The organism is Methanoculleus sp. 10 (assembly GCF_913757945.1).
Taxonomy (GTDB): Archaea; Halobacteriota; Methanomicrobia; order Methanomicrobiales; family Methanoculleaceae; genus Methanoculleus.
Genome location: NZ_CAJYDP010000008.1, coordinates 15,295 through 27,663, shown reverse-complemented (window position 1 = coordinate 27,663; position 12,369 = coordinate 15,295). Strand labels below are relative to the sequence as shown.

Genomic DNA, 12,369 nt, shown 5'->3' with positions numbered 1-12,369 from the left:
TTCATGGTTTCACCCGGTCATGCGGTTGGACTCTGTATCAACTCCGGCACCGCGCGGAGGCGGCGGGCATGAACGCCGTCGAGGTCCGGGGGCTCTCGCGGTCCTTCGACGGCCGCGATATCCTCAGCGACGTCTCGTTCACCGTCGGGCACGGGGAGGTCTTCGGCTACCTCGGCCCGAATGGGGCCGGGAAGACCACCACCATCCGGGTCCTGCTCGGTCTGCTCACTCCCGGCGCGGGCGAGGTCCGGGTTCTTGGAAGAGACCTTGCCGTCGACGACGACGCGCGCCGGAGGGTCGGGGTGCTCTTCGAGAACAACGGTCTTGCCGACCGGATGAGCGCCGCCGGCAACCTTACCTACTACGCCGGGCTCTACGGCGTCGACGATCCGGCGGAGAGGATCGACGAACTCCTCACGCTTGTCGATCTTGCCGATCGAAAGGACGACCTGGTCGGGACGTTCTCGACCGGGATGAAGAGGAAACTCGGTATCGCCCGGGCCATCCTCCACCGCCCCGAGGTCGTCTTCCTCGACGAGCCCTCATCAGGTCTCGATCCCGGCGCGCAGAGGATGGTGCGTGACCTCATCCTCGAACTCTCCCGCCGGGAGGAGATGACGGTCTTTCTGAACTCCCACCACCTCGACGAGGTCCAGCGCATCTGCTCGACGGTCGCTATCCTTGCGGGAGGGAGGATCCGGGCCTTCGATACGGTGGCGCACCTCACCGCGGCCTCCGATCGCCCGACTGTGACGGTCGCCCTCTCCGGCCGGGACGACCGCGCCCGTGCGTGCGAGGTCGCGCGAGCGCTCCCGTTCGTTGTGGGGTGCGACGCGGACGGCGACACCCTTCACTGTACCCTTGCCGAACCCGGCGCGACCCCGGACCTCGTCGGGGCGCTCGTCGGCGCCAACTTCCGGATCGAGGAGGTCCGCCGATCATCAAGGTCGCTTGAGGAGATCTACCTGGAACACGTCGGCCGGGCGGAGGGCGGTCCATGAGCACGTTTCGCGTCATCGCTGTCCGCGAGATGAGGCTCGCCCTCCGGAACCGGAGCATCCTCATCACCGCAATCATCTTTGCCGTCTGGTTTCCGGTCATGTCGGCCGTCGGGATCGCCGCGGCCGCCGGAGGGGATGCTGCGGCCGTTGCGGGCGGCATCGCCGCGATCACCCTCCCGGTCGGGGTCTTCATGGGCTACATCTTCTGCGCCGATGCCTTCCTCCGTGAAAAGCGGGACGGCACCATCGAGACGCTCCTCTGCGCCCCGATTTCGCTCCGCCGCCTCTGGGAGGGGAAGGCCGCCGGGGTCGCCGTCCCGGCCTACCTGATGACCCTCGTCTCGGCTGCTGTGACTGCCGCCACGGTCGCGGGCCTCACCGGGGCTCCCGTCGCCGCCGAGCCCCTGCTCCTCGTCCACCTCGCGATCGTCGTCCCGGTCTGGATCGCCGCCGCGGCCGGGCTCATCGGCGCGGCCCAGCTCGCGCTCGGGATGCGGGAGAACCAGATCCTCGGGTTCGCCCTCATCTTCGGGTTCATATTCCTGGTCGCCGGGCTGCAGCAGGCAGTACCCGGCGGGCCGGGCATCTCGGCGGCGACGGAGGCGGTCCTCGCAGCTATCGGGGCAGCGCTCCTTGCCCTTGCCCGTTTTATCGCCGGGAAGGTGACCAAGGAGCGGATCGTCAGGACGATCCCGTGAGGTGAGAGTGGGAGAGCGGCGGGTGCCGAAACCGGGCGGGCAGCGCCCGATCGGCGATCGCGCTGCCCCGGATAGGGGGGCCGGAGGATTACAGTTGAGGGTGCATCTTCCTGCCCTCGCCCGAACCGATGTATGATATACCGGTAGGGCAAGTGTGCACCCATGATGCAGGAGGAGCACGACCTCCCAAACCGGATCCTTCGTGCTCTCCGGTTCCGGCCGAAGGGCATGACCATCACCGAGGTGGCGAAGCAGCTCGGCGTCACCCGGAGCCCGGTCTCAAAACACCTTGAGATCCTTCAGATCGCCGGCAAAGTCGACGTCCGCAATATCGGGAACGCGAAACTCTATTCCCTCGCCCAGCGTGTCCCGATCTCCGCCTTTCTCTGCTTCACGAAGAACCTGATCCTGATCCTCGATAACGAGCAGCGGATCGTCCAGGTCAACGACCAGTGCCTCAAGCACCTCCGGCAATCGAAAGAGGACCTGATCGGCCGGACCATCCGCGAGGCCGCCCTCCCCGTCGTCTCCACCCCGGAGGCACTCGCGGTGATCGAGGGGCTCGAACGGGAGCAGGTGATCGCCGATATCCGCTACGCGCGGGATGACGGGGAGTTCTTCTATCAGATGCAGGCGATCCCGACGACGTTCGAGGACGGGGAGAAGGGGTGCACCCTCGTCCTTGAGGACATCACCGAGCGGAAGCGCTACGTCAGTGATATGGAATTCCTCGCGCGGACTGGTCGGGACTTCAGGGATATGGATGTGACTGACGACATCTACCAGTACGTTGCACAGGAATTATACACTCTTGCTCCGGGATTCCTGGTCTGGGTCGGCATCATCGATGAGTCGGACCAGATACTCGTTCTAAAAAGCGTCGTCGGAAACCCTGTTGCCATCGCGGTCACGGAGCAGTTCGTAGGAATGAAGGTGGAGGGGATGGCGTTTCCTATCACGAAAGCTGATACGGCAGAGCTCATCCGTCACTTGAAACTTGTCAAGGCCCCTCCCCTCTACAGGCTCATGCACATGGAGGTCCCTGAGGAGAACTGCCAGCAGGTTGAGGAGGCTGCAGGGGGCATCGACACCTACCTGATGGGCCTCGTCTCCAGGGGGAGAATCGTGGGAGATGTCGGGATAAGCATTCAGGCGGGCACTGAACTGCCGAACCGGGGACTCATAGAGGCATTCGTCAGACAGGCTGCAATCGCAATCGATAGAAAGATCGCCGACGACAGACTCAGGCAGAGCCTCGCGCGCGAACAGGAGCAGGTCCGGAACCTGTTGTTCCTCTCCCGGACTGCGATGGATTTCATCGAGATGGACGATTCCGTCGACATCTATCACTACATCGGAGATCGTCTCCATGATCTCACTCCCGGCAGCATCATCTTTGTCTGCACTCTGGACGCAGAGCAGCGGGAGATCAGGTTCAGGGCGGTCGTGGGAGACAGAGAGCAGATTGATCGCCTGCAGGGTGTTATCGGGACTGAGCTTATCGGCATACCTTTTCCTCTCAGTGAGATGCTCTTATCGGGCTCTGGCGTATCCACGGACAGGATCTTTGAGAGCCCTTCACTCTATGATACTTTCTTTCACCAGATCCCCGGAGAGCGCTGTGTGCAGGCCGAGACAGAACTCGGGCTCGGCAGGGGGTTTGGGAGGAACTTCTCCTGCAGGGAGGGTATCTCGGGGTGCATGATGATTAAACTCACCCGACCGGGTGATCTCGCAAACCGGGAAGTCATTGAGGCGTTCGCCAATCAGGCCTCTGTCGCCCTGTTGCGCCGCCGTGCAAGAGCGAACCTCCTCCAGAGCGAGCGACGATTCCGGGATATCATCGATTTCTCACCGTTTGCCGCTGCGATCATCGATTCGGACGGCCGCTATACCTATATCAACCGGGCGTTCACCGACCTCTTCGGGTATACGCTCGAGGATATCTCCACCGGAAAGAACTGGTTCCGGCTGGCGTTCCCCGACGAGACGCAGCGCCGCGAAGCGATCGCCGCCTGGAAGACCGACCGGGAGCAGGCCGGCCCCGGCCGGCCCCGCCCGCGGACGTTCTCCATCCGGTGCAGGGACGGGGAGGAGAAGGTGATCCGCTTCTCGCCCGTCGAGATCTCCGACGGGACGCAGTACGTTACCTACGAGGACGTCACCGAGGAGCGCCGGGTCTACGGGATGCTGGTGGGTGAGATAGCCGGGTTGCGAAAAAAGTGATTATCTTCCGGCGTCCCGCACCTGCCGGAAAAGGTTGCTGCCGGCCCTTCTATAGCGTCTCGCTCCCGTAGAGGTACGGTCTGAGGACCTCCGGGATCGTGACCGACCCGTCCTCGTTCTGGTAGTTCTCGAGGATCGCCCGGATCGCGCGCGACGTCGCGATCGCGGTGCTGTTCAGGGTATGCACGTAGCGTTTCGACGTGAACTCGGTCGGATCGCGCACCTTGATGTTCAACCTGACCGCCTGGTAGGCCGTGCAGTTCGAGCACGAGACCGCTTCGCGGTAGCGCTCCTCGCGCGGCATCCAGACCTCGAGGTCGTATTTCTTTGCGGCGACGGTCCCGATATCCCCCGTGCAGATCGAGACGATCCGGTAGGGGAGGCCGAGCCGCTGGAAGACCTCCTCGGCGTTCGCGAGCAGCTCCTCGTGGAGGTCCCATGACTGCTCCGGTGTGCTGTAGATGAACTGCTCCACCTTGTGGAACTGGTGGACCCGGAAGAGTCCCTTCGTATCGATCCCGTGCGCCCCGATCTCGCGGCGGAAGCACGGGCTCAAGCCTGCAAGACGGAGCGGCAGGTCCTTCTCCTCGAAGATCTCGTCACTGTACATCGCGGCCATCGGGTGCTCGCTCGTCGCGATGAGATACTCGTCCTCGTCTTCGATCTTATACATGACGTTCTCGAAGTCGGCAAGGTCGGTCACGCCCTCGTATGCGGCCCGGTTCATCATGTACGGCGGGATGATCGGGGTGTAGCCGCGCTCGACGAGAAGGTCCATCGCAAACCGCTGGAGCGCCATATCGAGCAGGGCGAGCCTGCCTTTCAGGAAATAAAACCCGGACCCGGCGATCTTCGCCGCGCGTTCGAAGTCGGCCCAGTCCCGCTCGACGGCGAGCGCGCCGTGGTTCTCCAGGTCGAACGTCGGGATTCTGGGTTCGCCCCACCGCTTGATCTCAACGTTCTCGGTATCGTCCTTGCCGACGGGCACGCTCTCGTGCAGGATGTTCGGGAGCCGCATCAGGCGGCACCTCACCGCTTCGGTGAGTGCATCGCGCTCCGTCTCCGCCTCTTTGACCCGTGCGGGAAGGTCCGCCGCCTCGGCAAGGAGCCCTGCAATATCGTTCCCGGCCTTCCTCGCCTGGCTGATCTCGCGGGATATAACGTTTCTCCGGTTGCGCAGGTCGCCGATCGCCACGGTGAGTTCCCGGGCCCTCCTGTCCATCTCCAGCACCTCGTCGACCCAGGCGAGCTTCCCGGTATCTCCTCTCTTGGTGAGGTCTGCCCTGACGATCTCGGGGTGCGCACGAACGAACTTCAACTCAAGCATGCTGTCTCTCTGTAGTACTTCGCCACGACGGTATATGGTCGTGTTGCCCTTCTGCGAGAACTGAGTGCAGGCGACCCCGGGGCAGAACGCCCGGGATCGCACCATGCCTCCCCGGCCCGAAACCTACTCTTATAATTCCCGGTGCGCTAACTCATTGAGCATGGAAAAGAACCAGAAGATCATCCTGATGGTGGGCGGCCTCATCACGCTTGGGCTGCTCTTCATCGACGTCTTCTTCGCCCTCATCGCACTGGTCTTCGTGCTCGTCCTCCTGATGAGTTTCCACATCATGGGAGAGACCGGCAGCTACCCGCTCGTCACCGCAGACCTCTCGGCGGATGCCCGGGAGGTCGTCGTCACCAACACGGGCACCGCAGCGGCGCAGAACATCCATGTCGCCCTCGTTCCGATCAACATCGAGTTCGATATCCCATCGCTCGAACCGGACGAAGAGTCCGGCTTTGGCCTTCCGTCCATGATATCCGAGGCAAAAGCGGTCGTGACCTACGAGAACGCCGCCGGCCGGAAGCACACACGCTCGTATCCGCTCACGGCGCTCACGGCCGGGCGCGACCCGACGGAACCGATGTTCCCGCTCTTTGACCAGCGGTGAGAGGGCGGGGTGAGGGGCGCCCGGGCTCCTTGCCGGGCACCCTGCCGGCGCCGGCGATAATCGCGAAGAAAAGGGGTTTTCAGGAAGCGAGATAATCGAGCGTCCGCGCGAGTGCGGCCATCAGTTCCTCCTCTTTCCCGGCATACTCGTAGAGCGCCCGGTAGAGCATGACGGCAAGGTCGTAGCCGTAGACGTCGAACGCCTCTTCCGGCGTCATGGGGGCGAGGTATGAGTCGATCCGGATCTCGGTGGTCGTGTACATCACTTCGAAGAAGTTCCCATCCTCACCGAGGACGCATATCTGGGTATCGACGGGTCTCGTCGGATCGTCGGGGCGATACGGAAGCGGATCGGTCTTGCCGAGGACGATCATCTTCTTCTCGTAATACTCCTGCTCATAAAGCTCCCCGGAGGCCTCTCTCTTTGCGCGCCGGAGCATATCGAGGCCGATCCGCCCCACGACCGGCGCCGTATCGGCGGCCATCCGCGCAAGGAGGGCCCCTGCATTCTCCTGAACCTTCGAGGCCGACTCTTCCTTCTTCGCCTGCAGCTCCCCGAGGGTCTCGAGGAGCCGGGCGTATCCCTCTTCGATGATCGGATCCATGTGTTCACCTAACTCTTGCGTACGCCGGCATAAGCGCACCGGTTTATCGCCTGACGCGCTCCACGCGAGGCAGTACTTCGCTCATTTTGACACCTGGCAACGATGCGATCTCGCGCGTTGTCACGAAGGAAGTTGCAAGTACTCAGGCACCGGGCTTCGCGAACTTCCGCGGCAACGCGCGAGCTACCTGGTGCGGATAGCGATAGAGCCTCACGCGTTGAGCACGAAGCCCCGAAGAAAAGTCAGCAGTTTGACCTCCCGAGGGTCTCCCTCAAAACGTTAGCGAAGTACTGCAGTAGGGGGATACTCATACGCGATCTCCGGCATCCCCACCCCTCCCCGGGGCGGGGGCAGTCATGGCGATATCCGGGGATGAGCCGTGCCCGGGAGCGCCCCTCGCGCCGGTTTCCCGGAGGGGCAGGTGAGGTGCAGGGGTAGCCCGGACCCGGTTCTTCCTCGGGATCTCCCCGTGGAGTGGACCGTGGTGGCTATCGCCACGGCGGTAGGGGACCGGGGAGGGAGTCTTCCCCCTCCCCGGGCAAAACCGACACCCAAACGTTCCTTTCTGCAAGCTCCCCACCCCGCCGGCCTCCTCCCCGATTCTCATGGTGGGGGCGGGGGCAGTTCTCGAGGGTCCTGGTATGTGGGGCGAACCGCCATACCACCCGCACAGCCTACGCGTCAACGCACGATAAATTTCAGATGATATGATGCACTAAATCCTCTGCCGCCGCCCGCTCGCGTCGCGCGCGTAGCGCCCGAACTCGCTCCCGAGCAGGACGTCGCCGGAAAAGACCGGCCCGTCCCTGCAGACCCGGAGACCGTGCGGGTCGGTGCAGCACGAGCCGCAGAGGCCGACCCCGCACTTCATGTAGCGGTGCAGGGAGAACTGACCCCGCTCCGCGCACCCCTCCCGGTCGAGGACGGCGAGCACCGAGGCCATCATGACCTCGGGCCCGCAGACGCAGATGTGGGCAAAGTCGGCAAGGTCCACCCTCGATAAGAGCCCGGTCACGAACCCGTGGTGGCCGGCCGTGCCGTCGTCAGTCGCGACCATCAATGTCGCCGATTTCTGTATCCGGTCAGCAAAGAGGAGTTCTGAGGCCGTGCGGGCACCGAGGAGGAAGGTGTCCACCTGCCCGGCCGCGACGAGCGGCAGCAGCGGGGAGGCGCCGACACCGCCGGCGACAGCAAGCGTCCTCCCTGAGACTGAAAAACCGTTCCCGTAGGGGCCCCGGATCCCGATCCGGTCGCCTTCCTGCATCGCAAAGAGGGCGGCGGTCGCGTCCCCGGCTTTGAGGACGGTGATCGAGGACGGGGAGGAGAGGGCCATCGGGATCTCGTCGACGCCCGGCACCCAGACCATCACGAACTGGCCCGGCCGGAAAGCGATCTCGCGGTTGAAGACGAACGTCCTGATCGACGGCGTCTCGGGGATGATCTCTTTTATCGTAACCCCGAGAGGCATCTGCTCATCCATGGGCGCACCCCACGATATCGCGTGCGTCAATGCCATCATGGCTGTAGAGGTCCCGTGCGATCGCGGAGAAGACGCTGATGTCATCGATGACGGCGCTCCCGATCTCGACGGCGCTCGCACCCGCCATCATCATCTCGACGACGTTGTCGGCGGTGGAGATGCCGCCGCACCCGACGATTGGGATGGAACACGCTTCGTAGAGATCGTAGACGCACCGGACGGCGACCGGAAAGATCGCCTTCCCCGAGAGCCCGCCGAAGCGGTTCCCGAGCACCGGCCGGCGGAGGGACGTCGATATCCGCATCGCCTTCACCGTGTTGATCGCGACGATCGCGTCCGCCCCGCCGCGCTCCGCGGCTGCTCCGATCTCGGCGATATCGGCGACGTTCGGGGTGAGTTTCACCCAGGTCGGGACCCCGAGGGAGGCTGCCGCCCTCGTGCACTCCTCCACGAGAGCCGGATCGCTCCCGATCGCCGCCCCGTAGCCCTCCGCATGGGGGCAGGAGAGGTTCAGTTCGAACCCGGAGACCTTACCGGCGAACCATCCGGCGACCGTCCGGAACTCCTCCGGCGTTCCTCCGAAGATGCTCGCGACCACCGGTTCGCCTGCGAGGACGGCCAGTTCGTCCACGAACGCGGCCGACGGGTTCGGCAGCCCCATGGCATTGATGATGCCGCCGTCGACGACGATCAGGCAGGGTCCGGGATGCCCCTCTTTCGGGCTTGGGCCGATGGATTTTGTGACCACGCCGCCTGCACCGTTCGCGAGGATACGGGCAAGCGACGCCCCGGTGGTCCCGAGGATGCCAGCCGCAAGCATGAGGTGGTTCTTCAGCCGGATGCCCCCGACATCGACAGGGCCTGGATAAAGCGCAACCATTGAAAAAAGGTGGGAGTGAGGTATTATTATACCCTCGCGCCAAGTATAATAAAGAAGGAATATGTGCTCCGCCCGCCGGAGCCCGGATACCGGAACGGAAGACAGCAAGGTGCCCTTTCTCCCTGCCGGACCGTTATCCTCCGTGCAGCAGGGCCGTTCACGCGCACAGTCTTTTACCGCTATCCAGACACAGGACCGATACCATGACCTCGCTCGCAATATCTGGTGTAGGAAAGGTGGGGGGCGAGACGGCATTTCTCTCCGCCGCGCTCGGTCTCGCCGATGAGATCATCCTCTATGACGCATATGACCCGATCCTCCGGGCCCAGGTACTCGACCTGCAGCACACGGGTATCGACGTTACGGTCTCCACCGATACGGCGGCAATGCGGGACGCCGACATCTTCATCTTTGCAGCAGGCACTCCGAGAACGCCTGACATCAAGACCCGGGCGGACCTCCTGGAGGCCAACATCCCCGTGGTGAAGCGGTGCAGTGAGCATCTCCAGGACTTTTCAGGGGTCGTCATAACCATCACGAACCCCATGGACGCAAACAACTACGCCCTCTGGAGAATGATGGGGATCGAACGGGAACGGTGCATCGGGTTCGGCGGCCAGCTCGACAGCGCCCGCTTTGCTTGCCTCCTCCGCGAGGCGGGGATCCCGGGGCCCGCCTGGGTGCTCGGCGAGCACGGCGAGCACCAGGTGCCGCTCTTCTCGAAGGCCGGCACGTATGTCGATACCGGGGAGCGGGAAGCACTCCTCTCCCGGATGCGGGGAGCAAGCATGGAGGTGATCCGCGGAAAGGGCGGTACGGTCTTTGGCCCCGCATACCACATCGTCATGCTGATACGGGCAATTCTTGAGGACCGGCGCGAGACGCTCTCCTGCTCATGCGTGCTCGACGGCGAGTACGGCCTCTCCGGCTGCTCACTCGGCGTCCCGGCCCGGATCGGCCGTGAGGGTATCCTCGGTATCGAGGAATGGAACCTCGACCCGTGGGAGGCGGCGAAGATGGCAGAGGCGGGAGCATTCGTGCAGGGCCTCTGCAGGAGGTTTGATGACTGATCCGGCACCGGAGTCCCGTATCACTATCCCGGCTACTCTGGACGATTTCGGCAAGGTCCGGATCGGCATCCACCAGGTGGAGTACAGCGTCGGCGTCGATATCCCGGTTATCCACATCTTTGGCCGGGATGCCACCGGGAGGGCTGTTCAGGTCAACGTGACCGGTTTCCGGCCCTACTTCTACGTGCCCGCCGGGCTGGTGAACGGCCCTTCCCTCCCAAAAGAGGTTGACGTTGAACCCGGCACGACCTACCGCTCCATCCGCGGCGAGCCTCTCCGGCGGCTCTACACCCGGCGCCCCGGCGACGTCCGCGCTGTTCGTGACGCTTTTGGGCAGCACTACGAGGCCGACATCCCGTTCACCACCCGGTTCATGATCGACTGCGGCCTTACCGCCGGTGTTGAGATCCCGGCCGGTAGCGGTGAACCGCTCGGCGGCACCGTCGAGATCGAGTACGACGAACTCGCGCCGGCCGAGGTCAAAGCTCCCGCCCGGACCTGCATCATGGATATCGAGTGCGTGGACGAGCAGGGGTTCCCCGAACCCGAACAGGACCCGATCATCTGCGTCACCTGCTGGGACTCGTTCGACGGGGATTATACGACGCTCCTCTGGCAGCCCGGGGGAGCCCCGGGCGATGCGCCCGAACTCCGCATCAACGAGCGGCACCGGGTCGTCCGGTACCCTGACGAGGTCTCGATGCTCCGGGGGCTCATCGCCTACGTGAGGGAACGCGACCCGGACATCCTCTCGGGCTGGAACTTCGTGGAGTTCGACATCCCCTATATCCTGAAACGGATGGCGGCGCTCAACCTCCGCAGCGAGGACCTCGCGCGCCTCCCCGGCCAGACGGAGAGGAACGCCGTCCGCGGGAGATCGATCTTCGACCTCCTCGGTGCCTACCGGAAGATGCATCAGGCCCAGAAAGAGTCCTACCGGCTCGATGCGGTCGCCGAGGAGGAACTCGGGGAGACGAAGGTCCGCTACAGCGGGACGATCACGGCGCTCTGGCGGTCCGACCCGGCGCGGCTCGTGGCGTACAACTACCGTGACGTCGAGCTCTGCGTCGGGATCGATCAGAAGAACAACATCATCGAGTTCTACCGGGAGATCGCCCGGTACGTCGGGTGCCCGCTCGACCGGACGCTGAACTCCTCAAACGTCATCGACATTTACGTCCTCCGGAAGGCGTCGGGCAGGTTCGTCCTCCCCTCGAAGGGTCTCGCCGCCGGCGACGAGTTCGAGGGGGCGATCGTCTTTGAGCCCGCGACGGGCCTCCGGGAGAACGTGGTGGTCCTCGACTTAAAATCGCTCTACCCGATGGCGATGATGACGATCAACGCATCGCCTGAGACGAAGAACCCTGACGGCGAACTGCGGGCCCCGAACGGCGTCCGGTTCTCCCGGGAGCCGGACGGGTTAACAAGGAGCATCCTCTCGGAACTCCTCGTGGAGCGGGACGAGCGCAAGCGCCTCCGCAACCGGTATCCCTTCGGGTCGCCGGAGTACGTCCTCTACGACCTCCAGCAGAACGTGCTGAAGGTGATCATGAACTCCTACTACGGAGTCTCGGGCTACACCCGGTTCAGGCTTTACGACCGCGAGATCGGTTCGGCCGTCACGTCGGTCGGGCGGGCGATCATCAGGCACACCCGCGACGTCATCACCGGTCTTGGCTACACGGTCCTCTACGGCGACACCGACTCCTGCATGGTCGAGGTCCCGCCGGGGAGCCTTGAGGAGACGACCGCAAAGGCAAAGGCGATCGAGTCCCGCCTGAACGCGAGTTACAGCGACTTCGCGAAGAGCGAACTTAACGCCGATACACACTACTTCTCCATCAAGTTCGAGAAGGTCTACCGCCGCTTCTTCCAGGCCGGCAAGAAGAAGCGCTACGCCGGGCACCTGGTCTGGAAGGAGGGGAAAGACGTCGACGAGGTCGACGTCGTCGGGTTCGAGATCCGGCGGAGCGACTCCCCCCAGATCACGCGCGAAGTGCAGCGTGACGTCATCGAGATGATCCTCCGCGGTGATGCGTTCGAGGACGTGCAGGCATACCTGCGCGACGTCATCAGGAAGTACCGCCGCGGGGAGTACTCCCTCGATGAGGCCGGTATTCCCGGCGGGATCGGGAAGAACCTCGATAGTTACGAGAACGACGACGCCCATATCCGGGGCGCCAAGTATTCAAACGAATACCTCGGGACCGACTTCAAGCGGGGCAGCAAACCAAAACGTGTCTACATAAAGACCGTCACCGCGAAGTACCCGCGGACGGACGTGGTCTGCTTCGAGTACGCCGACCAGGTGCCGCCGGAGTTCGTCGTCGACTGGGAGACGATGCTTGAAAAGACGCTCAAAGGCCCCATCTCGAGGATTATCGAGCCGCTCGGGTGGGACTGGCACGACGTCGACCCGTCGCGGACGACGCTCTTTGATTTTGGGATGTAAGAAAAGTTTTGAGGGTGC

Annotated in this window: 10 protein-coding genes; 6 read left to right on the top strand and 4 right to left on the bottom strand. The window is 63.7% G+C overall.

Translation table 11 applies throughout. The features are described from left to right. The first annotated feature begins 68 nt into the window (after positions 1–68). From QZ408_RS10165 to QZ408_RS10155, 3 genes are all read left to right on the top strand, one after another. A complete protein-coding gene (locus QZ408_RS10165) occupies positions 69–1,001 on the top strand; it encodes an ABC transporter ATP-binding protein (RefSeq protein WP_292491309.1) in 933 nt (310 codons plus the stop codon). After that, entirely contained in the window at positions 998–1,699 is a 702-nt protein-coding gene (locus QZ408_RS10160; RefSeq protein WP_292491308.1) for an ABC transporter permease subunit, read from the top strand. Before QZ408_RS10165 ends, QZ408_RS10160 begins: the two co-directional genes overlap by 4 nt. 162 nt (positions 1,700–1,861) lie before the next feature. Then, positions 1,862–3,925: a PAS domain S-box protein gene (locus QZ408_RS10155; protein WP_292491307.1), complete on the top strand. Its 2,064-nt coding sequence runs from the start codon at positions 1,862–1,864 to the stop codon at positions 3,923–3,925. Between the two features lie 49 nt (positions 3,926–3,974). On the opposite strand, the gene serS is transcribed toward QZ408_RS10155, so the two are convergent. Further along, on the bottom strand, positions 3,975–5,252 hold the full coding sequence (gene serS / locus QZ408_RS10150) for a serine--tRNA ligase (protein WP_292491547.1): 1,278 nt from the start codon (positions 5,250–5,252) through the stop codon (positions 3,975–3,977). A 160-nt stretch (positions 5,253–5,412) separates the two neighbouring features. Between serS and QZ408_RS10145 the strand changes: the two genes are divergently transcribed. Next, complete coding sequence (locus tag QZ408_RS10145; RefSeq protein ID WP_292491306.1) at positions 5,413–5,865, top strand: hypothetical protein; 453 nt, start codon at positions 5,413–5,415, stop codon at positions 5,863–5,865. Between the two features lie 79 nt (positions 5,866–5,944). Here QZ408_RS10145 and QZ408_RS10140 read toward each other — a convergent pair whose 3' ends face one another. The 3 genes from QZ408_RS10140 to QZ408_RS10130 form a co-directional block, all read right to left on the bottom strand. Continuing rightward, positions 5,945–6,469 carry a hypothetical protein gene (locus QZ408_RS10140; RefSeq protein WP_292491304.1) on the bottom strand — a complete coding sequence of 175 codons (525 nt, stop codon included), beginning with the start codon at positions 6,467–6,469 and terminating at the stop codon, positions 5,945–5,947. A 715-nt stretch (positions 6,470–7,184) separates the two neighbouring features. Beyond that, complete coding sequence (locus tag QZ408_RS10135) at positions 7,185–7,949, bottom strand: dihydroorotate dehydrogenase electron transfer subunit (protein ID WP_292491302.1); 765 nt, start codon at positions 7,947–7,949, stop codon at positions 7,185–7,187. Further along, positions 7,942–8,829: a dihydroorotate dehydrogenase gene (locus QZ408_RS10130; protein ID WP_292491301.1), complete on the bottom strand. Its 888-nt coding sequence runs from the start codon at positions 8,827–8,829 to the stop codon at positions 7,942–7,944. The genes QZ408_RS10135 and QZ408_RS10130 overlap by 8 nt, the downstream gene beginning before the upstream one ends. 203 nt (positions 8,830–9,032) lie before the next feature. Between QZ408_RS10130 and QZ408_RS10125 the strand changes: the two genes are divergently transcribed. Together QZ408_RS10125 and QZ408_RS10120 are read left to right on the top strand one after the other, a co-directional pair. Continuing rightward, a complete protein-coding gene (locus QZ408_RS10125) occupies positions 9,033–9,899 on the top strand; it encodes a lactate dehydrogenase (RefSeq protein WP_292491300.1) in 867 nt (288 codons plus the stop codon). Then, positions 9,892–12,351 (top strand): DNA-directed DNA polymerase, encoded by a 2,460-nt coding sequence (locus tag QZ408_RS10120; RefSeq protein WP_292491299.1) that lies wholly within the window; start codon positions 9,892–9,894, stop codon positions 12,349–12,351. The genes QZ408_RS10125 and QZ408_RS10120 overlap by 8 nt, the downstream gene beginning before the upstream one ends. The last annotated feature ends 18 nt before the right edge of the window (positions 12,352–12,369 follow it).

Coding starts and splice junctions, on each gene's coding strand:
- QZ408_RS10140 (WP_292491304.1), bottom strand. CDS start 6,469: ATGGATCCGATCATCGAAGAGGGATACGCCCGGCTCCTCGAGACCCTC.
- QZ408_RS10135 (WP_292491302.1), bottom strand. CDS start 7,949: ATGGATGAGCAGATGCCTCTCGGGGTTACGATAAAAGAGATCATCCCC.
- QZ408_RS10145 (WP_292491306.1), top strand. CDS start 5,413: ATGGAAAAGAACCAGAAGATCATCCTGATGGTGGGCGGCCTCATCACG.
- QZ408_RS10160 (WP_292491308.1), top strand. CDS start 998: ATGAGCACGTTTCGCGTCATCGCTGTCCGCGAGATGAGGCTCGCCCTC.
- QZ408_RS10120 (WP_292491299.1), top strand. CDS start 9,892: ATGACTGATCCGGCACCGGAGTCCCGTATCACTATCCCGGCTACTCTG.
- QZ408_RS10155 (WP_292491307.1), top strand. CDS start 1,862: ATGATGCAGGAGGAGCACGACCTCCCAAACCGGATCCTTCGTGCTCTC.
- QZ408_RS10130 (WP_292491301.1), bottom strand. CDS start 8,829: ATGGTTGCGCTTTATCCAGGCCCTGTCGATGTCGGGGGCATCCGGCTG.
- QZ408_RS10165 (WP_292491309.1), top strand. CDS start 69: ATGAACGCCGTCGAGGTCCGGGGGCTCTCGCGGTCCTTCGACGGCCGC.
- QZ408_RS10125 (WP_292491300.1), top strand. CDS start 9,033: ATGACCTCGCTCGCAATATCTGGTGTAGGAAAGGTGGGGGGCGAGACG.
- serS (WP_292491547.1), bottom strand. CDS start 5,252: ATGCTTGAGTTGAAGTTCGTTCGTGCGCACCCCGAGATCGTCAGGGCA.